Here is a 26,879-nt window from a genome sequence, read left to right on the forward strand (position 1 = left end):
CCCCAATGGCTTTTACCGACCCGTTCATCCGTCGCCCGGTGCTCGCCACCGTGGTCAGCCTGTTGATTGTGCTGCTGGGCTTTCAGGCATGGAGCAAATTGCCGCTGCGCCAATACCCGCAAATGGAAAATGCGCTGATCACGGTCACCACCGCGTACCCCGGGGCCAACGCCGAAACCATCCAGGGCTACATCACCCAACCGCTGCAACAGAGCCTGGCCAGCGCCGAGGGTATCGACTACATGACCTCGGTCAGTCGCCAGAACTTCTCGGTGATCTCGATCTACGCCCGTATCGGCTCCAACAGCGACCGCCTGTTCACCGAGCTGCTGGCCAAGGCCAATGAGGTCAAGAACCAGCTGCCCCAGGACGCCGAAGACCCGGTGCTGAGCAAGGAAGCTGCCGACGCGTCTGCGCTGATGTACATCAGTTTCTTCAGCAAGGAACTGAGCAACCCGCAGATTACCGACTACCTGTCGCGAGTCATCCAGCCGAAACTGGCGACGCTGCCGGGCATGGCCGAAGCCGAGATTCTCGGCAACCAGGTATTCGCCATGCGCCTGTGGCTGGATCCGGCGAAGCTGGCCGGTTTCGGCCTCAGTGCCAGCGACGTGACCAACGCGGTACGCCAGTACAACTTCCTTTCCGCCGCCGGCGAATTGAAAGGCGAGTATGTGGTCACCAGCATCAACGCCAACACCGAACTCAAATCCGCCGAAGCCTTCGCCGCCATCCCGCTCAAGGTCGACGGTGACAGTCGCGTGTTGCTGCGCGATGTCGCGCGGGTCGAGATGGGGGCGGAGAACTACGACAGCATCAGCTCGTTCGGCGGTACGCCCTCGGTGTACATCGGCATCAAGGCCACGCCCGCGGCCAACCCGCTGGACGTGATCAAGGAAGTGCGCAAGCTCATGCCGGAGCTGCAGGACCAGCTGCCGCCCAACCTCAAGGGCGAGATTGCCTACGACGCCACGCTGTTCATCCAGGCGTCGATCAACGAAGTGATCAAGACCCTGTTCGAAGCGGTGTTGATCGTGATCGTCGTGGTGTTCCTGTTCCTCGGTGCGTTGCGCTCGGTGGTGATCCCGGTGGTCACCATTCCGCTGTCGATGATCGGCGTGATGTTCTTCATGCAGATGATGGGTTATTCCCTGAACCTGCTGACCCTGTTGGCCATGGTGCTGGCCATCGGCCTGGTGGTGGACGACGCCATCGTGGTGGTGGAAAACATCCACCGTCACATCGAGGAAGGCAAGACACCGCTGGACGCCGCCATCGAGGGCGCCCGGGAAATCGCCATGCCGGTGGTCTCGATGACCATCACCCTGGCGGCGGTGTATGCGCCGATCGGCTTCCTGACCGGTCTTACGGGGGCGTTGTTCAAGGAGTTCGCCCTGACCCTGGCCGGTGCGGTGGTGATTTCCGGCATCGTCGCCCTGACCCTGTCGCCGATGATGTGCGCCCTGCTGCTGCGCCATGACGAAAACCCCACGGGCCTGGCCCATCGCCTGGACACGATTTTCGAAAGCCTCAAGCGCCGTTACCAGAGCATGCTGCACGGCACCCTCAACACCCGGCCGGTGGTGCTGGTGTTCGCGGTGATCGTGTTGTGCCTGATTCCGGTGCTGCTCAAGTTCACCAAGTCGGAACTGGCACCGGATGAGGACCAGGGCATCATTTTCATGCTGGCCAACGCCCCCCAACCGACCAACCTCGACTACCTGAATACCTACACCGACGAGTTCATCACGATCTTCAAGGCGTTTCCCGAGTACTACTCGTCGTTCCAGATCAACGGTTTCAATGGCGTGCAATCGGGCATCGGCGGTTTCCTGCTCAAGCCCTGGAATGACCGCAGCCGCACGCAAATGGAAATCCTGCCCGAAGTCCAGGCCAAGCTGGCAAGCATTTCCGGGTTGCAGGTGTTCGGCTTCAACCTGCCTTCCCTGCCCGGCACCGGCGAGGGGTTGCCGTTCCAGTTCGTCATCAACACCGCCAACGATTACGAGTTGCTGCTGCAGGTGATCGACCGGGTGAAAAAACGCGCGATGGAGTCCGGCAAATTCGCCTTCGTCGACGTCGACCTGGCCTTCGACAAGCCGGAAGTGGTGGTGGATATCGATCGTGCCAAGGCCGCCCAGATGGGTGTGTCGATGCAGGACCTGGGCGGGACACTGGCGACATTGCTGGGCGAAGCGGAAATCAACCGTTTCACCGTTGATGGGCGCAGCTACAAGGTCATTGCCCAGGTCGAACGTCCCTTCCGCGACAACCCCGACTGGCTGAACAATTACTACGTGAAGAACACCCAGGGTGAACTGCTCGCCCTGTCGACCCTGATCAGCGTGACCGACCGGGCGCGGCCGCGACAACTGAACCAGTTCCAGCAACTCAACTCGGCGATCCTGTCCGGGGTGCCGCTGGTGAGCATGGGGGAAGCCATCGACGCCGTGCGTCAGATCGCCCGGGAAGAAGCTCCGGCAGGCTTTGCCTTCGACTATGCCGGCGCATCCCGGCAATACGTCCAGGAAGGCAGTGCGCTGTGGGTCACCTTCGCCCTGGCATTGGCGATCATTTTCCTGGTGCTGGCAGCACAGTTCGAAAGCTTTCGCGACCCGCTGGTGATCCTGGTGACCGTACCGCTGTCGATTTGCGGCGCTTTGCTGCCGTTGTTCCTCGGCTGGTCAAGCATGAACATCTATACCCAGGTGGGGTTGGTGACGTTGATCGGCCTGATCAGCAAGCACGGGATCCTGATCGTCCAGTTCGCCAACCAGTTGCGCAAGGACAAAGGCCTGACGCCCCGGGAGGCAGTGGAGGAAGCTGCGGCCATTCGTCTGCGCCCGGTATTGATGACCACGGCGGCGATGGTGTTCGGCATGGTGCCCTTGATCGTCGCCACGGGGGCGGGCGCGGTGAGCCGGTTTGACATCGGTACGGTCATCGCCACCGGGATGTCGATCGGTACGCTGTTCACGCTGTTCGTGTTGCCCTGCGTGTACACGCTGCTGGCCAGATCCGATAAACCCTCACGCTAAGATCGTTCCCACGCAGAGCGTCGGAACGATCAACACCAACAAAAAAGGCCTCGCATGAGCGAGGCCTTTTATTTTGGCTTTGATCTGTTCAACTTTGCGGCCTCAGTCCTTGAGAAAGCCCGAACATGAACAGCAACAAATCATGATCGGGTTGAGTGGCCACGGATGCCTTGGCAACCCGTGGCAACGGACAGTGCGCGTCACCCTGCACTGAACTGAGGACTTGCGTGCGGGGCTGCTCCCATGCCGCCACCGCGAGTGAAGCAACTGCCAAGGCTCCTACGAGAAACAAACCTCGCGCAACTTCAAGTTTCATTGCTATAAACCTTTGATAGCGCTGCCAAACGCCGTCTCATAAAAATAGACGAGTTTCTTCCAGTCCGTCGAGCTGAATGACGAGTGGCGGCGCAGCTGCTTCATGTCATGGGCAGCCGCCTGCCGAGCGGTCAATCGCTGTCGGCACTTCTCCAGATCGATCAAGGCAACTTCCACTTTGGCAGCCTCGCCCTCCCCGGTGACGCGAACAAATACGTGCTTGATATAGATGCAGCTGTGTTGCCAGCGCCCCTTGTGCATGCGCGCCAGGTTCTCGGCCAGGTCCTTGAGCACACGATCGTGCACAGCCTCGCCATGGCGCTCGCGTCCACCACCCTCGTACCACTTCTCGATTTCCTCGAAGCCGTCCAGGGACTTGGTCACCAGCAATGCGCGCCATTTATGCACGGGATCGCGTTGCGCTTCGCAGAAAACGATTTCCGGAACTCGCACATTGAGTAGGCGAAGGCCGGTGAGTGCATCACGCTCGCGCAACACCGTCGGCCGTCCGAAGGGGTGCAATAGACCCCGATGGATATGGCCGGTCTGGCGTTTTACGTAGAGCAGTTGTCCATCACTGCCCATCAGGCGCTGCACACCACTCTCACCGCCACGCCGGACATTGGGCTCTTCCACCCACTCTCCGCGCTGACTCCAGAAATAATCGAATCGATCCTGGGAAGCGACATCCGATGCTGCTGCACACTGCTCTGCCATCTGTTACCTCTTGCGTAATACGTAAACTCGCCACATGGCATAGAGCGGCAAAAAGTCGAGTCGTTCCTGAATACGGAAACCTGCCTGCTCAAATTCTTTTTCTACAACAGCCGCCGGTAACACAAATCGGTTTTGGTAACCTTCCTGCCCACGGGTTTTTTCCGCGCGCTTGCGTTTCCAGGCCTTGAAGTTGCCATCGACCCATAGCGAGAGGATGACGCTGTCACGGCTGACGCGCTCGAATTCGCGCAGGATCGCCAGTCTATGCTGGGCTTCACCGATGTGGTGGAGCAAACGCATGCAGAAAATACTGTCGACAGCGTTATCCGGCAGGGCGATGTCGAACGCAGACGTCTGCAAGGGTTGTACCCGTTTCACCACTTCAGCCGGTTGCGACTGTGTAGCGATCTTGATCATGGACTCGGAGTTGTCGGCACCGATGATCACGCGGTTAGGTTTTTCCGCCAGCATTGGCCAGAAACGCCCCGCACCGCACGGCAGATCGAGGACCAGGCCCGGCTCGCCGACCAACGTCAGCGCCTTGCGCGCCATTTGTACGTCACGCCAGTGGGACAGGCGGCGACCCACGCCATCCTTATGCTTTTGCAGGTAACGTTGGGCGTGTTGATCGTCGTACTTGTTGGAAAAATCCAGTTTGATCGGTCCATCCACCATCTTTAATGTCTCCTGAGCTTCTGATCCGACCACCTTAGGTAGCAATGTGTCGGTTTCAAGTCATGCAATTGTGAAAAATTCGTGACAGCAAACCCAGAATCGTTTCGAAATCTTACAAGACGACGAAACCGATCAACTCACATTGGCTGGATGGAACTGCACCTGAAAACGACAGCCATTGGGCTCCATGGTCGTCAGGGTGACGCTCCAGCCCTGGTTTTCACAAATCCGTTGTACTAACGATAGTCCAAGCCCGAGGCCTTCTCCGCGCTTCTCGTTACCTCTCACGAAAGGTTCGAACATCGCTTCGCGTTTTTCCTCCGGAATGCCCACGCCACTGTCCTCGACCATGAACCCCATGGGCAGCAGTGTGAGTCGGATAAACCCCCGGTCGGTGTAATGCAGCGCATTACGCAGCAAGTTGCCCATGACGGCATGCAGAAGTGTCGCGTTGTAACGTGTATCGCTTGGGTTTCCCCAGTCGACGACCAGCTTGAGACCTTTGGCCTCGATCGGCTGGCGCCACAGGCTGATCAACCCATCGGCCACTTCGCCCAAGGTCTGCTGCGCAGACATGCTGGCATCTTCGCGCTGGGCGCGGGCCAGCATCAGGAAGGTTTGTACCAACTCGCGCATTTCTTCGCTGGCGCGGGCAATTCGCTCGACCTGAGCACGGCCGCGCTGATCGATGCCGGGGTTTTCCAGCAGCAGCTCGCAGGAACTGGCCAGCACCATCAAGGGCGTGCGCAGTTCATGACTGACGTCACTGGTGAACATGCGTTCGCGGGTCAGTGCCTGGCGCAAACGGCCGAGGGTAGCGTCGAAGGCCACGGCCAGCTCACCCACTTCATCGGCCGCGTAGTCGGGCGCCAGCGGCGGCGCCAGGCCCAGCAACTGATCACGATGACGAACCTGCCGGGCCAGCCTGACCACCGGCGCCATTACCTTGCGTGCCAGCACCCAGCCGAGGAAGACCGCCAGCGCCAGACTCAGCACGAACCCCACCAGCACCACGGCAAACAGCACTCGCTCGCGTTCTTCGAAATCACTCTGGTCCTGCAACAGCACATACCGCCGGCCGTCGACTACTTCGACCATCGCGTGATACGACAACTGCTCGCGAAAAACCTCATGAAAACCCGGATCCAGATGCCGCAGATCCTTGGGCAGGTCGAAATCGCCCGGCCCGCCGCTGAAATAGAACAGCTGGTCCGGTTCCGGGCGATGGCTCCAGTCCGAGACGTTATCCATCAGCAACAGGCGCTGCAAATCACCGCCCAGGCCCGCCGAGATCAGCTTTTCTTCCACCAGGTGCACGGTGGCGACGATGCCCATGGCGAAAGCGCCCGCCACCAGCGCGCTCATCAGCGCAAAGGCAATGATGATCCGTTGCGAAAGGCTCTGTTTAAACTCCATCACGCCCCTCGGCCAGGCGGTAACCCACACCGTGCACGGTTTGCAGCAACGGTTTGGCAAACGGCTTGTCGATCACCTGGCGCAATTGATGGACGTGGCTGCGCAGGCTGTCGCTGTCCGGGCAGTCATCGCCCCACAGGGCTTCTTCGAGAATTTCCCGGCGCAGTACATGCGGGCTCTTCTGCATCAGGACCGCCAGCAACTTCAGGCCCACCGGGTTGAGTTTGAGCAATCGGCCTTCGCGGGTGACTTCCAGGGTGTCGAGGTCATAACTCAGGTCGCCGACTTGCAAGGTCCGGCGACCGCCCCCTTGGGTGCGCCGCATGACCGCTTCGATTCGCGCCGCCAACTCAGACAAGGCGAAGGGTTTGATCAGGTAATCGTCGGCACCGGACTTGAAGCCTTGCAGCCGGTCGTCCAGCTGATCGCGAGCGGTGAGCATGATCACCGGGGTATCGCGTCGGGCATCTTCGCGCAGGCGCTTGCACAGCGTGTAGCCGTCGATGCCGGGCAGCATGATATCGAGCACGATCAAGTCGTAATGCTCGGTGGCCGCCAGGTGCAGGCCCGACAAACCGTCCTGTGCGCAATCCACGGTGTAGCCCTTGAGTCCCAGGTAATCGGCCAGGTTGGCCAGGATATCGCGGTTGTCTTCAACCAATAAAATTCGCATGGGCATCTCCTCCGTAAACAGTTACGGCCGTCTTGGCCCGCGCAGCTTAAGGCCAAGTGTGGCTCAGGGCCAGGGTTGCGTGCAGTCGTTTATTTGGCGAAATGGCCGACTCGCGCCTCAACGGTTTTTTCACTATCGGTTCACGGCTTGACGACACGAGAGAGCGCATGCTCCGCGCGGCTGCGCATTCAAGAACATTTCACTGACCAAGGATCCGCCATGGTTTCGATCTCTGCACGCCCCGCTTCTCGCCCGCTCAACTTCTGGGTGTGCGTGGGTGTTCCCGCCGTTGCAGCAATCATTCTGGTATTGCTCGAACTGACGACCCTGGACATGGACCTGGCCAGGCTGTTCTACGACCCGGTCGCCGGGGGATTCATCGGGCGGCACAGTTACTTCCTGGAAACCGTCCTGCATGACCGGGCCAAGCAGATGGTCATCGCATTCTCGGTGCTGGCTATCCTCGGCTTTGCCGGTTCGTTCTTCATGGCCCGGCTCCAACCGTTCAAGCGCGAATTGGGTTGTCTGGTGCTGTCCCTGGGGCTGGCGACGTCTTTCGTTACCCCGATGAAAGCGGTAACGGCGGTGCAATGCCCATGGAGCCTTGAGCAGTTCGGCGGTCACGAGACCTACAGCGAGTTGTTGAGCCCGCGTCCGGCCACGGAAAAACCGGGTCGGTGCTGGCCTGGCGGTCATGCCGCGACGGGTTTCACCCTGTTTGCGCTGTTCTTCGTGTTGCGTGATCGCCGTCCCCGCATGGCACGCGCGGCGCTGGTTTTCGCCTTCGCCCTGGGTTCGGTGTTTTCCATCGGCCGGATGCTGCAGGGGGCACATTTTTTCTCGCATAACGTGTGGACGGCGGTGTTCTGCTGGCTGATCTGCCTGGGGTCGTATTATTGGGTGCTGTACCGGCCGGCGGTGAAGGCTGAGCCGGCGGTTGAAGCGCGACCTGCCAGCGCCTGACAGCGGTCTTTTAGTCTCGAATTGAAGCCAATAAAAAACCCCGCCAGCTTTCGCCGGCGGGGTTTTTCAATACAGGGGTAAGGCTGGCTTACATCATGCCGCCCATGCCGCCCATACCGCCCATGTCTGGCATGCCGCCGCCAGCACCGCTGTCTTTCTTCGGTGCATCAGCTACCGCAGCTTCGGTGGTCAGGATCAGACCGCCGATCGAGGCTGCAGCTTGCAGAGCCGAACGGGTGACCTTGGTTGGGTCCAGGATGCCCATTTCGATCATGTCGCCGTATTCGCCAGTCGCAGCGTTGTAGCCGAAGCTGCCTTCGCCGTTCTTGACCTTGTCGACCACTACGCTTGGCTCGTCGCCGGAGTTGGCAACGATCTGACGCAGTGGCGCTTCTACAGCGCGACGCAGTACAGCGATACCCACGTCCTGATCGGCGTTGTCGCCTTTCAGTTGAGTCAGTGCTTCCAGAGCACGGATCAGGGCTACGCCACCGCCAGGTACCACGCCTTCTTCAACGGCTGCACGAGTAGCGTGCAGGGCGTCTTCAACGCGGGCTTTCTTCTCTTTCATTTCGACTTCGGAGCCAGCGCCAACCTTGATCACTGCAACGCCGCCGGACAGCTTGGCCAGACGCTCTTGCAGTTTTTCACGGTCGTAGTCCGAGGAAGTCTCGGCCACCTGGGCACGGATCTGGTTGATGCGTGCTTCGATGTCGCCTTGAACGCCAGCACCGTCAACGATGATGGTGTTTTCCTTGGACAGGGTTACGCGCTTGGCGTTACCCAGGTGCTCCAGGGTGGTGCTTTCCAGGCTCAGGCCGATCTCTTCGGAGATAACGGTACCGCCGGTCAGAACGGCGATGTCCTGCAGCATGGCCTTGCGACGGTCGCCGAAGCCTGGAGCCTTGACGGCTGCGACTTTGACGATGCCACGCATGTTGTTCACAACCAGAGTCGCCAGGGCTTCGCCTTCAACGTCTTCGGCCACGATCAGCAGCGGACGGCCGGCTTTGGCAACGGCTTCCAGCACTGGCAGCATTTCGCGGATGTTCGAGATCTTCTTGTCGACCAGCAGGATCAGCGGGCCGTCCAGCTCAGCGACCATGGTCTCTGGCTTGTTGACGAAGTACGGGGACAGGTAGCCACGGTCGAACTGCATGCCTTCAACAACCGACAGTTCGTTTTCCAGGCCCGAGCCTTCTTCAACGGTGATCACGCCTTCTTTACCGACTTTTTCCATGGCTTCGGCAATGATGTCGCCGATGGAGTTGTCGGAGTTGGCGGAGATGGTACCTACCTGAGCGATAGCCTTGGTGTCAGCGCATGGCTTGGACAGGGCCTTCAGCTCTTTGACGATCGCGATGGTCGCTTTGTCGATACCGCGCTTGAGGTCCATCGGGTTCATGCCGGCAGCGACGGCTTTCAGGCCTTCGTTGACGATCGACTGAGCCAGAACGGTAGCGGTGGTGGTGCCGTCGCCTGCGTCATCGTTGGCACGGGAGGCAACGTCTTTGACCAGCTGCGCGCCCATGTTCTCGAAACGGTCTTCCAGTTCGATTTCCTTGGCTACGGAAACGCCGTCCTTGGTGATAGTCGGAGCGCCGAAGCTCTTCTCGATGATCACGTTACGGCCTTTCGGGCCCAGGGTCGCTTTTACTGCGTCAGCCAGGACGTTGACACCGGTGAGCATTTTCTTGCGGGCGGAATCGCCGAATTTAACTTCTTTAGCAGCCATGATCGATATTCCTTAAATACTTTGTAGTAACGGGAAAATGAGCGGGTAATCAGCCTTCGACAACAGCGAGGATTTCGTTCTCGCTCATTACCAGCAGGTCTTCGCCGTCGACTTTCACAGTGTTGCTGCCGGAGTAAGGACCGAACACAACCTTGTCGCCCACTTTCACGGACAGTGCACGCACTTCACCGTTTTCCAGTACGCGGCCGGTGCCGACAGCGAGGATCTCGCCGCTGTTGGCTTTCTCAGCAGCCGAACCTGGCAGGACGATACCGCCAGCGGTTTTCTTTTCTTCTTCGCTGCGACGGATGACGACGCGGTCATGCAGAGGACGAAGCTTCATTGTCGATCTCTCCTAATTGTGGTTTTCATCGGCCGGTGTAGTCCCGGCGGGTTTAACAAAGTCCGGCGGTGCCGGGTGCGGTTCGTCGAGCGAACCGCGGAAGTCTGTCTGGCGTGTTCGCCAGAAACCTTGCGGTGACCGTTACATAAGGGCGTACAAGCTGATTACAAGGGCGGGGATCGAAAATTTTTTACGTCGATCTACCGAAAACGAACACGGCACCCGAAGGTGCCGTGTGCAGGTGACGTATCACTTGGTATCGCGGTGTTCAAACTCGCCTTCGATCACATTGGGCTCGCGACCGAGCGGCTCGCGGGGTGCCGGGCCGCCACGGGGCTGGAGATCATCGGCGAAGGCACGCTGGCGGATCGCTTGTTCCTCGGCACGTTGGCGCATTTTGTTGGCCAGCAGGCGACGGCTGATCGGCAGCAGCATGATCAGGCCGATCACATCGCTGATGAAGCCTGGAAGGATCAACAGACCACCGGCCAATGCCAGCATCAGGCCCTCGAGCATGGTCTGGGCGGGCAGCTCGCCGCGGTTCAGGCTTTCACGGGCACGCAGCGCCGTCGCCAAGCCGGCGATGCGTAGCACGAACACACCGAACATCGAGCCGAGAATGATCAGCAGCAGGGCCGGGAAAAACCCGATCGCCCCTGCCACCTTGACGAATACGAACAGCTCCAACACCGGGAACAGCAGAAAGAGCAACAAAAAAGGGCGCATCAAATGTTTCCTCAACGCAAGAATGCCTTGCCAGTAATCCTTAGATGACGTCGCCGTTTCGTGAATTCAAGCGTCGGCCACTGCATTTTTCGGCCAATGCTCGGCGTGAGCCAGGAAAACCAAGGCTTCGCGAACTTGTGTCGGCGTATTACAAGGCGCTTGAAACGGCAACCAGTGCAACCCCTGGCCGATGAGCAGGTGCATGCCTTCGCTGTCGATGCCCACCAGCCTGGCCGGCGAGGTTTTCGGCAGGCCGGCCAGCTCGACGTAATGGGCGATGGCCTTGGCGTGATCGGCGTTCATGTGCTCGACCATGCTCAGCTCAGCCTTGCCGGCAAAGGGGTTGGCCAAGGTCAACTCGTTGACCCAGTGGATCGCGCCAAACCCGCCGATGTAGCGATGGCGCACCGGCTTGAGCACCCAGAAATCGAAATCGTGGGCCTTGTGATAGCTCTGCGAATCCGGGAAGTAGCGGTAGTAACGTTCGGCGGCGGCTTCGATGGCAGCCTCGTCTTCGATCTGTTGCGCCTCGGCCAGGTAGGTCAGGCGACCAACGGCCTGGACGTCCTCGGCCCCACGCTCGCCTACGAACAGCGAGCATTTTGGATCCTTTTGCAGGTTGTGGGTGTGCTGGGCGATGCGGCTGATCAGGATCAGCGGCCGGCCGAGCGCGTCCAGGCAGTACGGAACCACGGAGCCAAACGGAAAACCGGGCATCGATTTTGAGTGTGTCGAGAGCACCCCACGGTATTCCTTGAGGAGCAATTCTCGTGCATGCTTAGCCGCTTCAACGCTCAATTTATGACTCCTTATTAAGAATCCGTCGGGAAAACGGACAGGCTGCTGATGGAAGTTTCAGCAAGCCATCGGGGCAGTTCTCATGTGCAGCCGGGCCACTTCAGGCGCAGATCGAGAGGCTCTCTAAAGGAAACCAACCAGACCTGCCTTCGGGGGCCATGCGAAATGCAACTCACTGACAAAGTAATCATTATCACTGGCGGTTGCCAGGGTCTAGGGCGCTCCATGGCCGAGTATTTCGCCGCCAAGGGCGTGAAGCTGGCGCTGGTGGACCTCAACCAGGAAAAGCTCGACGACACCGTCGCTGCCTGCACGGCCATGGGCGTCGAAGCCCGCGCCTACCTGTGCAACGTCGCCAATGAAGAGCAAGTGAGCCACATGGTCGCCCAGGTCGCCGACGACTTCGGTGCGATCCATGGCCTGATCAACAACGCCGGGATCTTGCGTGACGGCTTGCTGCTCAAGGTCAAGGATGGCGAAATGACCAAGATGAGCCTGGCCCAGTGGCAGGCGGTCATCGACGTCAACCTGACTGGCGTATTCCTGTGCACCCGTGAAGTCGCGGCGAAAATGGTCGAGCTGAACAACAGCGGCGCGATCATCAATATCTCGTCGATTTCCCGTGCCGGCAACGTCGGCCAGACCAACTATTCCGCCGCCAAGGCCGGTGTCGCCGCCGCGACCGTGACCTGGGCCAAGGAGCTGGCGCGCTACGGCATTCGCGTGGCCGGCATTGCACCAGGCTTCATCGAAACCGAAATGACCCTGGGCATGAAGCCTGAAGCGCTGGAGAAGATGACGTCGGGGATTCCGCTCAAGCGTATGGGCAAGCCGGTAGAAATCGCCCAATCGGCGGCTTACATCTTCGAAAACGACTACTACACCGGTCGGATCCTGGAGCTGGATGGCGGGTTGCGTATCTAAGGGCACCACAAGACAACTGTGGGAGCGGGCTTGCTCGCGAAGGCGTTAGGTCAGTCAACTTATGTATTGATGACACACCGCAATCGCGAGCAAGCGCGCTCCCATCATTGGATCGCGTTTCTTCAGCCAATCAATCGTCGCTGATGGTGATATTCGGCATTGCCGGCGATACCGCTTCCTGCAACACGATCCGCGCGCCGACATGACGGGCCAGTTCCTGGTAGACCAGGGCGATCGGGCTGTCAGGCTCGGCGATCACCGTTGGCTTGCCGCCATCGGCCTGTTCGCGGATGGCCATCGCCAGCGGCAACGAAGCCAGCAGCTCGACGCCGTACTGATTGGCCAGCTTCACCCCGCCGCCCTCGCCGAACAGATGCTCGGCATGCCCGCAGTTCGAGCAGATGTGCACGGCCATGTTTTCCACCACGCCCAGCACCGGGATGTTGACCTTGCGGAACATTTCCACGCCCTTGCGTGCGTCCAGCAGTGCCAGGTCCTGTGGCGTGGTCACAATCACCGCTCCGGCCACCGGGACTTTCTGCGCCAGGGTCAGCTGGATATCGCCGGTGCCTGGCGGCATGTCGATGACCAGGTAGTCCAGGTCGCCCCACGCGGTTTGCGTCACCAGTTGCAGCAATGCACCGGAAACCATCGGCCCGCGCCAGACCATCGGCGTGTTGTCGTCGGTCAGGAACGCCATGGACATCACTTCGACGCCGTGGGACTGAATCGGCACGAACCATTTCTGGTCCTTGATCTGCGGCCGGGTGCCTTCGGCAATACCGAACATGATGCCCTGGCTCGGACCGTAGATGTCCGCATCGAGAATCCCGACCTTGGCGCCTTCGCGGGCCAGGGCCAGCGCGAGGTTGGCGGCGGTGGTGGATTTGCCCACGCCGCCCTTGCCGGACGCCACGGCCACGACGTTCTTGACGTTGGCCAGGCCCGGGATCTGGGCCTGGGCCTTGTGCGCGGCGATCACACTGGTGATCTCGACGCGGGCAGCGCTGACACCGTCAAGGCCTTCAATAGCCATTTGCAGCATCTGCGACCAGCCACTCTTGAACAAACCGGCGGCATAACCCAGTTCCAGCTGCACGCTGACGCGGTCGCCCTGGATCTCGATGTTGCGCACGCAACCGGCGCTGACCGGATCCTGGTTCAGATAGGGGTCGGTGTATTGGCGAAGGACGGCTTCCACCGCTGCACGATTGACGGCGCTCATGGGCAACTCCGAAACAAGACTGGGAAAAGATGGCGGGTATCCTACCCCTTCTGTCTTCCGGACGGCATGCCCGGCAACGATTTGCAGGGGTGAAATATCTTTGCCGGCGCTTTATAGTGGCCGACCTCCGTTTCATCAAGTAGCCGAGCCCCATGTCCGAGCCACGCAAGATCCTCGTCACCAGCGCCCTGCCCTATGCCAATGGTTCGATTCACCTCGGCCATATGCTGGAGTACATCCAGACCGATATGTGGGTGCGCTTCCAGAAACACCGCGGCCACCAATGCATTTATGTCTGCGCCGACGACGCTCACGGTTCGGCCATCATGCTGCGCGCGGAAAAGGAAGGCATCACCCCGGAACAACTGATCGCCAACGTCCAGGCTGAACACAGCGCCGACTTTGCCGAGTTCCTGGTGGACTTCGACAACTTCCACTCCACTCACGCCGAAGAAAACCGTGAGCTGTCGAGCCAGATCTACCTCAAGCTGCGCGACGCCGGGCACATCGCCCAACGCTCGATCACGCAGTACTTCGACCCGGAAAAGAAAATGTTCCTGGCCGACCGCTTCATCAAGGGCACCTGCCCGAAATGCGGTACCGAAGACCAATACGGCGACAACTGCGAAAAATGCGGCGCGACCTACGCACCGACCGACCTGAAGGATCCAAAGTCGGCAATCTCCGGCGCCACCCCGGTGCTCAAGGATTCCCAGCACTTCTTCTTCAAGCTGCCGGACTTCCAGGAAATGCTGCAGACCTGGACCCGCAGTGGCACGCTGCAGGACGCCGTGGCGAACAAGATCGCCGAATGGCTGGATGCCGGCCTGCAACAGTGGGACATCTCCCGCGATGCGCCGTACTTCGGCTTCGAAATCCCTGACGAGCCGGGCAAATACTTCTACGTGTGGCTGGATGCGCCGATCGGCTACATGGCCAGCTTCAAGAACCTGTGCGACCGCACGCCGGAGCTGGACTTCGACGCGTTCTGGGGCAAGGACTCCACCGCCGAGCTGTACCACTTCATCGGCAAGGACATCGTCAACTTCCACGCCCTGTTCTGGCCAGCGATGCTCGAAGGCGCGGGTTACCGCAAGCCGACCGGCATCAACGTGCACGGCTACCTGACCGTCAACGGCCAGAAAATGTCCAAGTCCCGCGGCACTTTCATCAAGGCCCGGACCTACCTCGACCACCTGTCGCCGGAATACCTGCGCTACTACTACGCAGCCAAGCTGAGCCGTGGCGTCGATGACCTGGACCTGAACCTCGAAGACTTCGTGCAGAAGGTCAACTCCGACCTGGTGGGCAAAGTCGTCAACATCGCCAGCCGTTGCGCCGGGTTCATCAACAAGGGCAATGCCGGTGTGATGGTCGAGACCAACGCCGCGCCGGAGCTGACCGAAGCTTTCCTGGCCGCCGCGCCAAGCATCGCCGACGCCTATGAAGCCCGCGACTTCGCCCGGGCCATGCGTGAGATCATGGGCCTGGCCGACCGTGCCAACGCCTGGATCGCCGACAAGGCACCGTGGTCGCTGAACAAGCAGGAAGGCAAGCAGGATGAAGTCCAGGCGATCTGCGCCACTGGCGTCAACCTGTTCCGTCAGCTGGTGATCTTCCTCAAGCCGGTACTGCCGCTGTTGGCCGCCGATGCCGAGGCGTTCCTGAACGTCGCGCCGCTGACCTGGAACGACCACGCAACCTTGCTCGCCAACCATCAGTTGAACGAGTTCAAGCCGTTGATGACCCGCATCGACCCGGTAAAAGTGCAAGCCATGACCGACGCCTCGAAAGAAGACCTGACCGCCAGCCAGACCGACACCGGCGAAGCGGCCCCGGCCGGCAACGGCGAGCTGGCGAAAGATCCGCTGTCGCCGGAAATCGAGTTCGACACCTTTGCCGCGGTTGACCTGCGCGTCGCCCTGATCGTCAAGGCCGAACACGTGGAAGGTGCCGACAAGCTGCTGCGCCTGACCCTGGACATCGGTGACGAGCAACGCAACGTATTCTCCGGTATCAAGAGCGCCTACCCGGACCCGTCCAAGCTCGATGGTCGCCTGACCATGATGATCGCCAACCTCAAGCCACGGAAAATGAAGTTCGGCATTTCCGAAGGCATGGTGATGGCCGCAGGCCCCGGCGGTGAAGAAATCTACCTGCTCAGCCCTGACAGCGGCGCCAAGCCTGGCCAGCGGATCAAGTAAGGTATTGCGGTAAACCGATCCCACAGTCGTGCCTGGCGCGACTGTGGGATTTTCATGTCTGGCCCAACCCTCCGTCCTTGCCGGATAATGCCTAAGCTTTTTAGACCGCTGCGGTAAAAAAGCCCCGTTCCTGCCGGCACGATCATGACCGAAACCCTGCTTACGCTTATCAGCACCGCCCTGCTCAACAACCTCGTGTTGCACTGGCCGCTGGGTGTCGATCCGCTGTTGTCCAGCGAACGTCGCCAGGTCCATGCCCTGGGCATCGCGACGACCTGCCTGATGCTGATCACAGGGGTGCTCGGCTATGCGCTCTATCACTGGCTGCTGGTGCCGCTGGAGTTGACGGCGCTGCACCTGTTCGTGTTCCTGCCATTGAGTGCGCTGCTGATCGGCCCGTTGTTGCAGCTGCTTGCACGGGTGTTTTCAACACTGTCCTTCGAACACCTGTGGCCGCTGCTGCTGTGCAATGCCGGGATTCTTGGCGTTGCATTACTCAATGCCCGGGAGGACAAAGGTTTTTTTCACGCCACAGCCTTGAGCTTCGGCGCCGGGCTGGGCTTCTGGCTGGTACTGAGCCTGTTCAACGACCTGCGCCAGCGCACACTCGATAACGATGTGCCCCTGCCCTTTCGCGGCTTGCCGATCGACCTGATCGGTGCCGGCTTGATCGCAGTGGCCTTTCTCGGATTCAGCGGACTGATCAAAACATGAGTCTGATTCAACGCATCGACGCCCTCTTGCCGCAGACCCAGTGCGGCAAATGCGGCCATCCCGGATGCAAGCCGTACGCCGCAGGCATCGCCAGCGGCGAGCCGATCAACAAGTGCCCGCCCGGCGGCAGTGAAACCATCAACGCGCTGGCCGAACTGTTGCACGTGCCAGTGCTGGAACTGGACGTCAGTCGCGGTTCGGCCCCGGCGCAGATTGCCTATATCCGTGAGGCCGAATGCATTGGTTGCACGAAATGCATACAGGCCTGCCCGGTGGACGCCATCGTCGGCGCGGCCAAGTTGATGCACACGGTCATCATCGATGAATGCACCGGGTGCGACCTTTGCGTGGCGCCTTGCCCGGTGGACTGCATCGAAATGCATCCGCTGCCCTTGAACAGCGTGCTGCCGATTGTCGGTGGCCTGGCCTTCAGCCTGGAAGAGCAACGGGCCCGCGCGGCAAAACGCAATCATGCGCGGCGCCGTTTCGAGCAGCGCAACGCCCGCTTGCAGCGTGAAGAACAACAAAAAAACGCCGAGCGAGAGGCCCGTGCGCAACGGGCTGCCCAACCCAGCACACAGGCACAGGCGGACACAGCGCTCGATCCGGTACAGGCAGCCCTGGAGCGTGTCCGCGCGCAGAAGGCCGCGAATGCCGATGCGGCGCTGAAAAAAGCCAAGATCGACCTGGCGATGAGCCGGGCGCAGTTGAACAAGTCCCTCAAGGCCTTCGGCCATCCGCCGACCTTCGAACAGCAATCGCAGTTGATCGTGCTGCAACAGCAGTTCGAAGCCGCCGAGCAAGCCTTGGCCCAACTGGAACGCGCTGCGCCACCGCCCCCGCCCCCCGTCGCGGCCCCGGTGCAGGACGCCGAACTGAAACGCGCAAAAATCCAGCTGGCCATGCGCCGCGCCGAACTGAAAAAAGCCCAGGCCAGCGCAGCACCCGCCGAGCAGATCGAAGCCCTGGAGCGAGCCCTGAGCGAAGCCGAACGCCAGGTGGATGCCCATGCCGCCCCTTGAGCCGGTCGACGAGCGCCTGCAACAGGCGATGAAACTGGTTCTGCTGGCGACGCTGCCAGGGCTGCTGGCGCTGTTCTGGTTCTACGGTTGGGGGGTGTTGCTCAACCTGATCCTGGCAGGCCTCAGTGCGTTGGCCGCTGAAGCGGCAGTGCTGCGATTGCGCAAGCGTGCGCTCAAGCCAACCTTGAGCGACGGCAGCGCTCTGGTCAGTGCAACGCTACTGGCCCTGGCCTTGCCACCCTATTGCCCCTGGTGGCTGACGGTCAGTGCTGCCGCGTGTGCCATGTTGTTCGGCAAGCACCTGTATGGCGGGGTCGGCAGCAACCCGTTCAACCCGGCTATGCTCGGTTTTGCCTTGGTGATGGTGACGTTTCCACAACAGATGACCCACTGGCCCGCCTCCCACGGCATGGACCTGTGGGGTGGTGTGCAGCAAGTGTTCGGTTTCGACCAAAGCCCGGACGCCTGGGTCCGGGCCACGGCACTGGACAGCCTGCGAATAAACAAGAGCCTGACCATGGACGAACTGTTTTCGGCGAATCCGGCCTTTGGTCGTTTCGGCGGCAGCGGCGTGGAATGGGTCAACCTGGCCTTTCTCGCCGGCGGCGCGTTTTTGCTGCAACGCCGCGTGTTCAGTTGGCATGCGCCAGTGGGCATGCTCGCCAGCCTGTTCGTCATCAGCCTGTTGTGCTGGAACGGTTCGGGCTCGGACTCCCATGGTTCGCCGCTGTTTCACCTGCTCAGCGGCGCCAGCATGCTGGGCGCATTCTTCATCGTCACGGAACCGGTATCCGGCGCCAAAAGCCCCGGGGCGAGATTGCTGTTTGGTGCGGGCGTCGGGGTGCTGACCTATCTGATTCGTACCTGGGGCGGCTACCCGGACGGCGTGGCCTTTGCCGTGCTGTTGATGAACCTCAGCGTACCGGCGCTGGAGCGGCTCGTCGCGGCCAGGCAGGAGCGGATCGCACCATGAGCCGAGCGTCGAGCGCCGCCATCCTCGTCTTACTGGCAGCCCTGGGGGCAGGCCTGACCTATCTCGCACAGCACGGCAGCGCGCCACGAATAGCGGCTGAGCAGCGCCTGATCGACAGTCGTTACCTGCTGGACCTGCTACCGCCCGGCAGCTACGACAACCAACCGCTGGACCAACCGCTCACGCTCGAAAACACCGCGCTGGGCAACAGCACGCTGCTGGCGGGTTACCGCGCGACCAAGGCCGGCCGAGCCTGTGCCGTGCTGTTACGTAGCCAGGCCTTGGGTTACGCCGGCACCATCGACTTATTGATCGCTATCGATCTCGACGGCAGACTGCTGGGGGTCAAAACCCTCAAGCAAACGGAAACCCCGGGGCTCGGCGCACGCATCGCCGACTGGCCCAATGCCTGGCTTGGTGCATTTTCCGGCAAGTCCCGAACCGATCCGGGTGACAATGGTTGGGCCTTGAAAAAGGACCAGGGACATTTCGACCAGATCGCGGGGGCGACGATCACCTCAAGAGCGGTGATCAACGCCACCCACGACGCCTTGCGCTATTTCGATGAGCACCGGCACTCACTGCTTGGGAGCCCTTCCGATGAGTAACCCGTTGCAGTTGCAGAACACCTTGATGCTCGCACCGTTGATTGGCGCCACCGACTCACTGGTGAATGCCCTGGGGCTGTGGCTGATGTTCATTGTCGTGACCAGTGCCTTCGGCCTGGGCATGAACGCCTTGCGCTCGCGCCTGCTCCCGGCGGCCCATTTGCCGGCCAGCGTACTGCTTGCCGCCACGTTGACCAGTTGTGCAGAAATTGGCGCGCAGGCCTGGTCGCTGCAATGGCACCAGCATGCCGGGATCTATGCCGGCTTGATCGCCTTGCAATGCGTCGTGCTGGAGCGCTCCGATTTCTTCCAGAGCCCGTGGCGAGAGCGCTGGCGCCTGTGTGGCCTGTTCGGCGCAATGATGGTGGCTTTGGGTCTGCTGCGCGAAATCATCGGTTACGGGACACTCGGCAATCATCTACCGTGGCTGGCTGCTGTCACGCACGCGGACTGGCAAGGCTGGGTGCTGTCCGCTGACGGTGGCATGCGACTGGCCACGCTGGCCCCTGGCGGCTTCATACTGCTGGGATTGCTGATCGCCGCCTGGCAAGCCTGGCACCGCACCACACGCTCACACTGACTGCCTTCGAGGAAACGCATCGCCCATGAATGCTGCAAAACGTCTGGAAATTTTCCGCAGGCTGCATGAAGACAATCCGGAACCGAAGACCGAACTGGCCTACTCCTCACCCTTTGAATTGCTGATTGCGGTGATTCTTTCCGCGCAATCCACCGATGTCGGCGTGAACAAGGCCACGGCAAAACTGTTTCCGGTCGCCAATACCCCCGCGGCGATGCATGCCTTGGGGGTTGAAGGATTGTCGGAATACATCAAGACCATCGGCCTGTACAACAGCAAGGCAAAAAACGTGATCGAGACCTGCCGCCTGCTGGTTGAGCGTCATGCCGGTGAAGTGCCGCAGACCCGCGAAGAACTGGAAGCCTTGCCTGGCGTTGGTCGCAAGACCGCCAACGTTGTGCTCAATACTGCATTCCGCCAGTTGACGATGGCCGTGGACACCCACATTTTTCGAGTCAGCAACCGCACCGGCATCGCGCCGGGCAAAAATGTGGTGGAAGTCGAGAAAAAATTGATGAAGTTTGTGCCCAAGGAGTACCTGCTCGACTCCCATCACTGGCTGATTCTTCATGGACGTTATGTCTGCCTGGCCCGCAAGCCTCGCTGCGGCAGTTGCCGGATCGAAGACCTGTGCGAATACAAGCACAAGACCTCGGACGATTGAGCCGCTATTGGGTTTATCGATTTATCGATTGAAAAAATCTTTTTTACCCATCGCAGGATTGTCGATATAAGGAGCCCCAAAGGCCTTCTTCGCCTGGAGTAACTAAATGAGCACTGGCAAAGAGCAATTGGACGTAGATGACGACTTCACCCCCGTAGAGGCTGATGACGCCGAGCCGGTGGTTGAAGTAGCGAAAACCAACCTGAGCAAGCGCCGGACCATCGACAATCTGCTGGAGGAGCGCCGACTGCAAAAGCAATTGGCCGATTACGATTTTGACTTGTAAAACCTAAAAGCCTCCCGAAACGGAGGCTTTTTACCAAGTGCCGAACCGCGATAGGTACTCGCCTGGCGCACTTCGTCAGACGCAGGCTCATCATGCCAGGCCGTTACGCTGGGCCAGTTCGATCAGATCCACCAGGGAGCGCGCATTGAGCTTCAACAGCAATCGGGTCTTGTAGGTACTGACGGTCTTGTTGCTGAGAAACATTCCATCGGCAATCTCTTTATTGGTCTTGCCCCGGGCCAACTGTTGCAACACCATCATTTCCCGTCCTGACAAACGATCCACCATGTCGGCTTCACTGGCGTTACCAAGACTGGCACGCACTGTATGCAAGGCCTGGTTGGGAAAGTAACTGTAGCCTGACAAGACCGCTTTTATTGCACTGAGCAACTCCGTGAGGTCCTGTTGTTTGCAGACATAGCCGGCGGCTCCCGACTGCATGCAGCGCATGGAAAAATGCCCAGGGGACTGGGAAGTCAATATCAGCACTTTCATCGGCATCGCGGCCGATGTCAGTCGTGCAATTACTTCCAGCCCATCCAGTTTCGGTATTCCAATATCCAGGATGACAATATCCGGCAGGTATTCGCGGGCTAGTTGTAATGCGTCCACACCATTATCTGTTTCTGCAATGACTTCGTAGCCATGACGCTCCATCAGCATTCGTACCGCAAGACGAATGACGGGGTGATCATCCACAATCAGCACTTTATTCATGGGCAAGTCCAATTTCGCTGTTCGAATTTTTAGAGCCCGCACAATAGCCTAGTCGTTTCCTCCCTGGCATGTCGCTCCCCCCAACCACTCGCACCGAGAGACATTCCCTACAAAAATTCAGGAATTTTCTTACAAGAAATCCAATAAATCAGAGGAAAGAAAACTTTTTTTGAAGACTTGACTTTCCGATTGTGATTATTTTTTTGTTTCGACCTGCAACAAAAAAATAAGGGGAATTTGACTTCCAGACAGCGATCAGACATGTATCAAACCTGCCCGCATTTCCAAAGACAGCCGGGATCATCCAATATCAACGCGCACTAAAGAAATATCACACACAACTTATCCACTCGTTCTTACAGCAAAAATCATCACATCATCGATTATAAGATAAACACAAACAGGATAGCGCACACCCGACACTGAATAAATGTTAATTCTGAATATTCAATATCCGTTAGATACACAAAATCAAAAGCAGACACGCACCTGCCAAGGAGACTTGAAATGAACAAGATAAGAAAAAGAATAAGCAACCCCATGACAGTGATCGCGATATTCGCAACTTTGTCTGAAACATCAGCCGCCGTTTCGCTGCCCTTTCTTGATGACGAGGATAGGGACGTCTACGTCTGGTTCCTGATCAGCTTTCCCTTTTATTTGCTGTTGCTATTCTTCGCCACACTCAACTTTAACTATCGATCGCTCTATGCCCCGTCCGACTTTGAAAAGGGAAAGCATTTCATAAAAGCCATGGACGGCGCCGAGCAAGCCGAGAACAGGAAGAGCAGAAAGCCCGCCGGCAGGACATCAGTCACTGACGGCCGATACACTCGTCGCCCGTCCAAGGCACAAGACCCACCGCCAGAAATGGTTGCCCTTTCGGCACTCCACCATCATGTGCGTCTGCCTGAACGGTTGAAGGACCTGTATGTAATTGATGCGCGCGAGATGACAGGACAGACCGGATTCAGCCATGTGTTGGAGAGTTTGCAGATCAAGCCGGGAAAAGCTGCACGTGCAGTCGTATTTCTCACCTGTACCGAATCGGATTCAAGATTGAAGCAAGATGCAGCGCGCCCTTCAAAACACGTGAGAAAACACTGCCGCACGACGTTCTGTGCTGCCTACAATTTGAATTCGCAGGATTTGACGGTCATTGACGAACACTTGCCAATCGACGCACGGCAGTCCGTTGCGATTGACGATCATTCAGAAGGGAATCGAGAGGGGCAATAGCAAAAACGGAAAAGGACACTGATGCGGGCATTTAGCAACTCACCCCCTTTCAGATGTGTGGCCCTGTCGATGACCGGGCCACACATTGCATTACGTCAAAGATCTCAGAAAAGCTTGCGACCTTTGTTCGCCGCGATGCGCATGCGCAAGGCGTTGAGCTTGATGAAGCCCGCTGCGTCGGCCTGGTTGTACGCGCCGCCATCTTCTTCGAAAGTGGCAATATTGGCGTCGAACAGCGACTCGTCGGACTTGCGACCGGTGACGATCACGTTGCCCTTGTACAGCTTCAGGCGAACAACGCCGTTCACGTGGGCCTGGGAAGCGTCGATCATCTGTTGCAGCATCAGACGCTCAGGGCTCCACCAGTAACCGGTGTAGATCAGGCTGGCATACTTTGGCATCAACTCGTCTTTGAGGTGAGCCACTTCGCGGTCCAGGGTGATCGATTCGATCGCACGGTGGGCACGCAGCATGATGGTGCCGCCAGGGGTTTCGTAGCAGCCACGGGACTTCATGCCCACGTAACGGTTCTCGACGATGTCCAGGCGGCCGATACCATGCTCGCCACCGATGCGGTTCAGGGTCGCCAGCACGGTGGCCGGAGTCATTTCGACGCCGTCCAGTGCCACGATGTCGCCGTTGCGGTAGGTCAGTTCCAGGTACTGCGGCTTGTCGGGAGCCTTCTCCGGGGAGACGGTCCAGCGCCACATGTCTTCTTCGTGCTCGGTCCAGGTGTCTTCCAGCACGCCGCCTTCATAGGAGATGTGCAGCAGGTTGGCATCCATCGAGTACGGGGATTTCTTCTTGCCGTGACGCTCGATCGGGATCGCGTGCTTTTCAGCGTAATCCATCAGCTTTTCACGGGACAGCAGGTCCCATTCGCGCCAAGGTGCGATCACTTTTACGCCTGGCTTCAAGGCGTAGGCGCCCAGTTCGAAACGAACCTGGTCGTTACCCTTGCCGGTGGCGCCGTGGGAAATGGCATCGGCGCCGGTTTCGTTGGCGATTTCGATCAGGCGTTTGGCGATCAACGGACGAGCGATGGAAGTACCCAGCAGGTACTCGCCTTCGTAAACGGTGTTGGCGCGGAACATCGGGAAAACGAAATCGCGCACGAACTCTTCGCGCAAATCGTCGATGTAGATCTCTTTCACGCCCATGGCTTGAGCCTTGGCGCGTGCAGGTTCGACCTCTTCGCCCTGACCCAGGTCAGCGGTGAAGGTCACCACTTCACAGTTATAAGTATCCTGCAGCCACTTGAGGATCACCGAAGTGTCCAGGCCGCCGGAATACGCCAGAACGACCTTGTTTACGTCCGCCATGCCATCACTCCACGGGGTTCTACGGAAAGCCGTCAAGTCTACCGCCCATACAAGATAATTTACAGTGGCGCGACAGCTTATGACGACGAAGCGACAGATTATGTCGAGAGCGCGACGATGACAAAAAGGTCAGGAAGTTGCCGACGTGGCCGGCTTCGTCCCTTGAGGGGCCACCTGCTCGGCAGGAGTTCCCCGCTCCAGGCGTATCGCTACCCGACGGTTTTTCGCGCGGTTGGCGTTGCTGGTATTGGGTGCCAAGGGATAACGCTCGCCATGGAAACGCAGGGTGATTTGCGACTCCTGGATGCCGTTGGCCTTGAAGAACTCCATCACCGCCAGCGCCCGACGCCGTGACAGGTCGCGGTTGGTCAGGCGGTTGCCGCTGTTGTCGGAGTGGCCGTCAAGCTCGATGCGATTGACCGTCGGATCGGCTTTCATGTACTCCAGCATGACCTGCAGCCTGGCCTTGGCGGCGGCATCCAGATCGATACCGCCACCTGGGAAGCCGATCTGCGATTGCTTGACCTGATCGAAGTTCTGCGGCAGCAACTTGGCCACGCACCCCTGATAATCGGCAAAGGCCTTGGTAAACCTGACCGGCAACAAACGCACCTCCGATACCCGGCCATCGCCCGAGGCGTGCCGGACCACAGGACTGCGCCCGTCCATCAGGCCGCTGATCAAGCGTCCGGCCTGTGCCTGCGAACTGTTGAACAGGATGTTGCCGCTGCCGATTCTCACCGTACCCAGGTCGATATCACCGCGTCCCGGCTGCCAAGGCGCAGCGGCGGCCAGCAAGGTCGCAGAACCTCCGCCCATCATTGCGTTGTAGGCATTCAAGCGAAATGTCGCCTGCTCCCCGGCGCGCCGCACGAACTCACCCGAGCCGAAATCGGTGATCGGCTGACTCAGACGGCACTCGAATTTATCGCCTTCGACCGTCCACTCAATACTCTCCAGGCGAGTCTGGAACGTGAGCGCCAACGCAGGAAGGCTGGCAAACACACTGAGCAAGGCAAAATAACGCTGGCGCACGGGAGGCTCCACTGGCTTCTTACGACAAAAGACCGACACACAGATGTCTACGGCATACCTGTTGGATATCGGAAGCTTCCCGTAAAACTTGATAGCGGGTGCCTGCAAGAGTCTTTTCCGGTAGCATTCCCCTCAGTTTGACCCGCCTGGAATCCCCTCATGTCCGACCGCCTGACCCTGCTGCGCCCCGACGACTGGCACATTCATCTTCGCGATGGTGCCGTGTTGACCAATACCGTCGCGGATGTCGCGCGCACCTTTGGTCGCGCCATCATCATGCCCAACCTGGTACCACCGGTGCGCAATGCGGCTGAAGCCGACGGCTATCGCCAGCGGATTCTCGCTGCCCGTCCGGCCGGCAGCCCGTTTGAGCCGCTGATGGTCCTCTACCTCACCGACCGCACCCAGCCTGAAGAGATTCGCGAGGCCAAGGCCAGCGGTTTCGTGCACGCCGCCAAGCTGTACCCGGCCGGGGCGACCACCAACTCGGACTCGGGCGTCACCAGCATCGACAAGATCTTCCCTGCGCTGGAGGCCATGGCCGAAGTCGGGATGCCCTTGTTGATCCACGGTGAAGTCACCCGCGGCGATGTCGACGTGTTCGACCGCGAAAAAATCTTCATCGATGAACACATGCGTCGTGTAGTCGAGCGTTTCCCGACCCTCAAGGTGGTGTTCGAACACATCACCACCGCTGACGCCGTGCAGTTCGTCAACTCGGCTGGGGCCAACGTTGGCGCGACCATCACCGCGCATCACCTGCTGTACAACCGCAACCACATGCTGGTGGGCGGGATTCGGCCGCACTTCTACTGCCTGCCGATCCTCAAGCGCAATACCCACCAGGAAGCCTTGCTCGACGCCGCCACCAGCGGCAGCGAAAAATTCTTTCTCGGCACCGACTCGGCGCCCCACGCCCAGCACGCCAAGGAAGCTGCCTGTGGCTGTGCCGGTTGCTACACCGCTTATGCGGCGATCGAGATGTACGCCGAAGCCTTCGAACAGCGCAACGCGCTGGACAAGCTCGAAGCCTTCGCCAGCCTCAACGGCCCGCGCTTCTATGGCCTGCCGGCAAACACCGATCGTATTACCCTGGTCCGCGAAGAATGGACCGCCCCGACCAGCCTGCCATTTGGCGAGCTGACCGTTATCCCGCTGCGCGCCGGTGAAAAACTGCGCTGGCGCCTGCTGGAGGAACACGCGTGAGTGAAGACCATTTCGACGACGAACAGGAAGGTCAAGGCGGTGGCGGCGGTTCCCGTCATCCAATGGCCGCCCGGTTCCGTGGCTACCTGCCGGTTGTCGTCGACGTAGAAACCGGTGGTTTCAACTCGGCCACCGACGCCCTGCTGGAAATCGCCGCGACGACGATCGCGATGGATGAAAAGGGTTTTGTGTACCCGGATCACACCTACTTCTTCCGGGTCGAGCCCTTTGAAGGTGCGAACATCGAAGCGGCAGCCCTGGAGTTCACCGGGATCAAGCTCGATCACCCGCTGCGCATGGCGGTGAGTGAAGAAGCAGCGCTGAACGATATCTTCCGCGGCGTGCGCAAGGCACTCAAGGCCAACGGTTGCAAACGGGCGATCCTGGTTGGGCACAACAGCAGCTTCGACCTGGGCTTCCTCAATGCCGCGGTCGCGCGCCTGGACATGAAACGCAACCCGTTCCATCCATTCTCCAGTTTCGATACCGCGACACTCGCCGGTCTGGCCTATGGTCAAACCGTGCTGGCCAAGGCTTGCCAGGCCGCCGATATCGACTTCGACGGTCGCGAGGCCCACTCGGCTCGCTACGACACCGAGAAGACGGCCGAGCTGTTCTGCGGCATCGTCAATCGCTGGAAACAGATGGGCGGCTGGGAAGACTTCGGCGACTGATCCGGGTGCGCACCTGCTCCCACAGGGTTCCAGACATATCCCACCCATAAAAAAACCGGCCCTGAGGCCGGTTTTTTTGTACCTGGT

27 protein-coding genes are annotated in these 26,879 nt (G+C 59.5%); 14 read left to right on the forward strand and 13 right to left on the reverse strand.

The window, feature by feature from the left end:
* The first annotated feature begins 5 nt into the window (after window positions 1-5).
* On the forward strand, window positions 6-3,038 hold the full coding sequence (locus NQL71_RS16535) for a multidrug efflux RND transporter permease subunit (protein WP_077185218.1): 3,033 nt from the start codon (window positions 6-8) through the stop codon (window positions 3,036-3,038).
* 88 nt (window positions 3,039-3,126) lie between these two features.
* Here NQL71_RS16535 and NQL71_RS16540 read toward each other — a convergent pair whose 3' ends face one another.
* The 5 genes from NQL71_RS16540 to colR form a co-directional block, all read right to left on the reverse strand.
* Window positions 3,127-3,354 (reverse strand): hypothetical protein, encoded by a 228-nt coding sequence (locus NQL71_RS16540; RefSeq protein WP_046819048.1) that lies wholly within the window; start codon window positions 3,352-3,354, stop codon window positions 3,127-3,129.
* 2 nt (window positions 3,355-3,356) lie between these two features.
* A complete protein-coding gene (locus tag NQL71_RS16545) occupies window positions 3,357-4,070 on the reverse strand; it encodes a lipopolysaccharide kinase InaA family protein (RefSeq protein WP_046819047.1) in 714 nt (237 codons plus the stop codon).
* A 3-nt stretch (window positions 4,071-4,073) separates the two neighbouring features.
* Window positions 4,074-4,742 (reverse strand): class I SAM-dependent methyltransferase, encoded by a 669-nt coding sequence (locus NQL71_RS16550; RefSeq protein ID WP_046819070.1) that lies wholly within the window; start codon window positions 4,740-4,742, stop codon window positions 4,074-4,076.
* A gap of 135 nt (window positions 4,743-4,877) precedes the next feature.
* Window positions 4,878-6,161: a sensor histidine kinase gene (locus tag NQL71_RS16555; RefSeq protein WP_077185217.1), complete on the reverse strand. Its 1,284-nt coding sequence runs from the start codon at window positions 6,159-6,161 to the stop codon at window positions 4,878-4,880.
* The gene (gene colR / locus NQL71_RS16560; RefSeq protein ID WP_020799911.1) at window positions 6,151-6,834 is read right to left on the reverse strand and encodes a two-component system response regulator ColR; all 684 of its coding nucleotides are present in this window, start codon (window positions 6,832-6,834) and stop codon (window positions 6,151-6,153) included. Before colR ends, NQL71_RS16555 begins: the two co-directional genes overlap by 11 nt.
* 219 nt (window positions 6,835-7,053) lie before the next feature.
* Between colR and NQL71_RS16565 the strand changes: the two genes are divergently transcribed.
* Window positions 7,054-7,797 carry a phosphatase PAP2 family protein gene (locus NQL71_RS16565; RefSeq protein ID WP_046819045.1) on the forward strand — a complete coding sequence of 248 codons (744 nt, stop codon included), beginning with the start codon at window positions 7,054-7,056 and terminating at the stop codon, window positions 7,795-7,797.
* Window positions 7,798-7,885: 88 nt separating this feature from the next.
* Here the strand turns inward: NQL71_RS16565 and groL are convergent, their stop codons facing one another.
* From groL to NQL71_RS16585, 4 genes are all read right to left on the reverse strand, one after another.
* Window positions 7,886-9,532 carry a chaperonin GroEL gene (gene groL, locus NQL71_RS16570; protein ID WP_020799909.1) on the reverse strand — a complete coding sequence of 549 codons (1,647 nt, stop codon included), beginning with the start codon at window positions 9,530-9,532 and terminating at the stop codon, window positions 7,886-7,888.
* Between the two features lie 49 nt (window positions 9,533-9,581).
* The gene (locus NQL71_RS16575) at window positions 9,582-9,875 is read right to left on the reverse strand and encodes a co-chaperone GroES (RefSeq protein WP_020799908.1); all 294 of its coding nucleotides are present in this window, start codon (window positions 9,873-9,875) and stop codon (window positions 9,582-9,584) included.
* Between the two features lie 249 nt (window positions 9,876-10,124).
* Window positions 10,125-10,601: an FxsA family protein gene (locus tag NQL71_RS16580; protein ID WP_046819044.1), complete on the reverse strand. Its 477-nt coding sequence runs from the start codon at window positions 10,599-10,601 to the stop codon at window positions 10,125-10,127.
* A 66-nt stretch (window positions 10,602-10,667) separates the two neighbouring features.
* Window positions 10,668-11,399 (reverse strand): HugZ family pyridoxamine 5'-phosphate oxidase, encoded by a 732-nt coding sequence (locus NQL71_RS16585; protein WP_077185215.1) that lies wholly within the window; start codon window positions 11,397-11,399, stop codon window positions 10,668-10,670.
* A 165-nt stretch (window positions 11,400-11,564) separates the two neighbouring features.
* Here NQL71_RS16585 and NQL71_RS16590 point away from each other — a divergent pair, with 165 nt between their 5' ends.
* On the forward strand, window positions 11,565-12,323 hold the full coding sequence (locus tag NQL71_RS16590; RefSeq protein ID WP_046819042.1) for an SDR family oxidoreductase: 759 nt from the start codon (window positions 11,565-11,567) through the stop codon (window positions 12,321-12,323).
* 130 nt (window positions 12,324-12,453) lie between these two features.
* Here the strand turns inward: NQL71_RS16590 and apbC are convergent, their stop codons facing one another.
* Entirely contained in the window at window positions 12,454-13,548 is a 1,095-nt protein-coding gene (gene apbC, locus NQL71_RS16595) for an iron-sulfur cluster carrier protein ApbC (RefSeq protein ID WP_046819041.1), read from the reverse strand.
* Window positions 13,549-13,700: 152 nt separating this feature from the next.
* Between apbC and metG the strand changes: the two genes are divergently transcribed.
* The 8 genes from metG (at window position 13,701) to NQL71_RS16635 (ending at window position 20,599) form a co-directional block, all read left to right on the forward strand.
* A complete protein-coding gene (gene metG, locus NQL71_RS16600) occupies window positions 13,701-15,752 on the forward strand; it encodes a methionine--tRNA ligase (RefSeq protein WP_046819040.1) in 2,052 nt (683 codons plus the stop codon).
* A gap of 144 nt (window positions 15,753-15,896) precedes the next feature.
* Window positions 15,897-16,466 carry an electron transport complex protein RnfA gene (locus NQL71_RS16605; RefSeq protein ID WP_274643033.1) on the forward strand — a complete coding sequence of 190 codons (570 nt, stop codon included), beginning with the start codon at window positions 15,897-15,899 and terminating at the stop codon, window positions 16,464-16,466.
* Window positions 16,463-17,488, forward strand: coding sequence for an electron transport complex subunit RsxB (gene rsxB / locus NQL71_RS16610; RefSeq protein ID WP_274643034.1), 1,026 nt, complete (start codon window positions 16,463-16,465; stop codon window positions 17,486-17,488). Before NQL71_RS16605 ends, rsxB begins: the two co-directional genes overlap by 4 nt.
* Window positions 17,475-18,461: an RnfABCDGE type electron transport complex subunit D gene (locus NQL71_RS16615; protein ID WP_046819037.1), complete on the forward strand. Its 987-nt coding sequence runs from the start codon at window positions 17,475-17,477 to the stop codon at window positions 18,459-18,461. Before rsxB ends, NQL71_RS16615 begins: the two co-directional genes overlap by 14 nt.
* On the forward strand, window positions 18,458-19,069 hold the full coding sequence (locus tag NQL71_RS16620) for an RnfABCDGE type electron transport complex subunit G (protein ID WP_274643035.1): 612 nt from the start codon (window positions 18,458-18,460) through the stop codon (window positions 19,067-19,069). The genes NQL71_RS16615 and NQL71_RS16620 overlap by 4 nt, the downstream gene beginning before the upstream one ends.
* On the forward strand, window positions 19,062-19,649 hold the full coding sequence (locus tag NQL71_RS16625; RefSeq protein ID WP_046819035.1) for an Rnf-Nqr domain containing protein: 588 nt from the start codon (window positions 19,062-19,064) through the stop codon (window positions 19,647-19,649). Before NQL71_RS16620 ends, NQL71_RS16625 begins: the two co-directional genes overlap by 8 nt.
* A gap of 25 nt (window positions 19,650-19,674) precedes the next feature.
* On the forward strand, window positions 19,675-20,313 hold the full coding sequence (gene nth, locus NQL71_RS16630) for an endonuclease III (RefSeq protein WP_046819034.1): 639 nt from the start codon (window positions 19,675-19,677) through the stop codon (window positions 20,311-20,313).
* Window positions 20,314-20,419: 106 nt separating this feature from the next.
* On the forward strand, window positions 20,420-20,599 hold the full coding sequence (locus tag NQL71_RS16635; RefSeq protein ID WP_046819033.1) for a PA3496 family putative envelope integrity protein: 180 nt from the start codon (window positions 20,420-20,422) through the stop codon (window positions 20,597-20,599).
* A 90-nt stretch (window positions 20,600-20,689) separates the two neighbouring features.
* Here NQL71_RS16635 and NQL71_RS16640 read toward each other — a convergent pair whose 3' ends face one another.
* Window positions 20,690-21,316 carry a response regulator transcription factor gene (locus NQL71_RS16640; protein WP_046819032.1) on the reverse strand — a complete coding sequence of 209 codons (627 nt, stop codon included), beginning with the start codon at window positions 21,314-21,316 and terminating at the stop codon, window positions 20,690-20,692.
* A gap of 507 nt (window positions 21,317-21,823) precedes the next feature.
* On the opposite strand from NQL71_RS16640, the gene NQL71_RS16645 reads away from it, so the two are divergent.
* Window positions 21,824-22,555, forward strand: coding sequence for a hypothetical protein (locus NQL71_RS16645; RefSeq protein WP_046819031.1), 732 nt, complete (start codon window positions 21,824-21,826; stop codon window positions 22,553-22,555).
* A gap of 104 nt (window positions 22,556-22,659) precedes the next feature.
* On the opposite strand, the gene NQL71_RS16650 is transcribed toward NQL71_RS16645, so the two are convergent.
* Both NQL71_RS16650 and NQL71_RS16655 read right to left on the reverse strand, forming a co-directional pair.
* On the reverse strand, window positions 22,660-23,877 hold the full coding sequence (locus tag NQL71_RS16650; RefSeq protein WP_020799894.1) for an argininosuccinate synthase: 1,218 nt from the start codon (window positions 23,875-23,877) through the stop codon (window positions 22,660-22,662).
* Between the two features lie 129 nt (window positions 23,878-24,006).
* Window positions 24,007-24,912: a flagellar protein MotY gene (locus NQL71_RS16655; RefSeq protein ID WP_046819030.1), complete on the reverse strand. Its 906-nt coding sequence runs from the start codon at window positions 24,910-24,912 to the stop codon at window positions 24,007-24,009.
* A gap of 159 nt (window positions 24,913-25,071) precedes the next feature.
* Between NQL71_RS16655 and pyrC the strand changes: the two genes are divergently transcribed.
* A complete protein-coding gene (gene pyrC, locus NQL71_RS16660; protein WP_046819029.1) occupies window positions 25,072-26,118 on the forward strand; it encodes a dihydroorotase in 1,047 nt (348 codons plus the stop codon).
* Window positions 26,115-26,792 carry a ribonuclease T gene (gene rnt / locus NQL71_RS16665; protein WP_008057533.1) on the forward strand — a complete coding sequence of 226 codons (678 nt, stop codon included), beginning with the start codon at window positions 26,115-26,117 and terminating at the stop codon, window positions 26,790-26,792. The genes pyrC and rnt overlap by 4 nt, the downstream gene beginning before the upstream one ends.
* The last annotated feature ends 87 nt before the right edge of the window (window positions 26,793-26,879 follow it).

Source organism: Pseudomonas serbica (assembly GCF_028823535.1).
GTDB lineage: Bacteria > Pseudomonadota > Gammaproteobacteria > Pseudomonadales > Pseudomonadaceae > Aquipseudomonas > Aquipseudomonas serbica.

Coding starts and splice junctions, on each gene's coding strand:
- NQL71_RS16635 (WP_046819033.1), top strand. CDS start 20,420: ATGAGCACTGGCAAAGAGCAATTGGACGTAGATGACGACTTCACCCCC.
- groL (WP_020799909.1), bottom strand. CDS start 9,532: ATGGCTGCTAAAGAAGTTAAATTCGGCGATTCCGCCCGCAAGAAAATG.
- NQL71_RS16625 (WP_046819035.1), top strand. CDS start 19,062: ATGAGTAACCCGTTGCAGTTGCAGAACACCTTGATGCTCGCACCGTTG.
- NQL71_RS16590 (WP_046819042.1), top strand. CDS start 11,565: ATGCAACTCACTGACAAAGTAATCATTATCACTGGCGGTTGCCAGGGT.
- apbC (WP_046819041.1), bottom strand. CDS start 13,548: ATGAGCGCCGTCAATCGTGCAGCGGTGGAAGCCGTCCTTCGCCAATAC.
- NQL71_RS16605 (WP_274643033.1), top strand. CDS start 15,897: ATGACCGAAACCCTGCTTACGCTTATCAGCACCGCCCTGCTCAACAAC.
- NQL71_RS16535 (WP_077185218.1), top strand. CDS start 6: ATGGCTTTTACCGACCCGTTCATCCGTCGCCCGGTGCTCGCCACCGTG.
- NQL71_RS16545 (WP_046819047.1), bottom strand. CDS start 4,070: ATGGCAGAGCAGTGTGCAGCAGCATCGGATGTCGCTTCCCAGGATCGA.
- NQL71_RS16555 (WP_077185217.1), bottom strand. CDS start 6,161: ATGGAGTTTAAACAGAGCCTTTCGCAACGGATCATCATTGCCTTTGCG.
- NQL71_RS16575 (WP_020799908.1), bottom strand. CDS start 9,875: ATGAAGCTTCGTCCTCTGCATGACCGCGTCGTCATCCGTCGCAGCGAA.
- NQL71_RS16565 (WP_046819045.1), top strand. CDS start 7,054: ATGGTTTCGATCTCTGCACGCCCCGCTTCTCGCCCGCTCAACTTCTGG.
- pyrC (WP_046819029.1), top strand. CDS start 25,072: ATGTCCGACCGCCTGACCCTGCTGCGCCCCGACGACTGGCACATTCAT.
- NQL71_RS16645 (WP_046819031.1), top strand. CDS start 21,824: ATGAACAAGATAAGAAAAAGAATAAGCAACCCCATGACAGTGATCGCG.
- NQL71_RS16650 (WP_020799894.1), bottom strand. CDS start 23,877: ATGGCGGACGTAAACAAGGTCGTTCTGGCGTATTCCGGCGGCCTGGAC.
- NQL71_RS16540 (WP_046819048.1), bottom strand. CDS start 3,354: ATGAAACTTGAAGTTGCGCGAGGTTTGTTTCTCGTAGGAGCCTTGGCA.
- nth (WP_046819034.1), top strand. CDS start 19,675: ATGAATGCTGCAAAACGTCTGGAAATTTTCCGCAGGCTGCATGAAGAC.
- NQL71_RS16580 (WP_046819044.1), bottom strand. CDS start 10,601: ATGCGCCCTTTTTTGTTGCTCTTTCTGCTGTTCCCGGTGTTGGAGCTG.
- NQL71_RS16615 (WP_046819037.1), top strand. CDS start 17,475: ATGCCGCCCCTTGAGCCGGTCGACGAGCGCCTGCAACAGGCGATGAAA.
- rsxB (WP_274643034.1), top strand. CDS start 16,463: ATGAGTCTGATTCAACGCATCGACGCCCTCTTGCCGCAGACCCAGTGC.
- colR (WP_020799911.1), bottom strand. CDS start 6,834: ATGCGAATTTTATTGGTTGAAGACAACCGCGATATCCTGGCCAACCTG.
- metG (WP_046819040.1), top strand. CDS start 13,701: ATGTCCGAGCCACGCAAGATCCTCGTCACCAGCGCCCTGCCCTATGCC.
- NQL71_RS16640 (WP_046819032.1), bottom strand. CDS start 21,316: ATGAATAAAGTGCTGATTGTGGATGATCACCCCGTCATTCGTCTTGCG.
- NQL71_RS16620 (WP_274643035.1), top strand. CDS start 18,458: ATGAGCCGAGCGTCGAGCGCCGCCATCCTCGTCTTACTGGCAGCCCTG.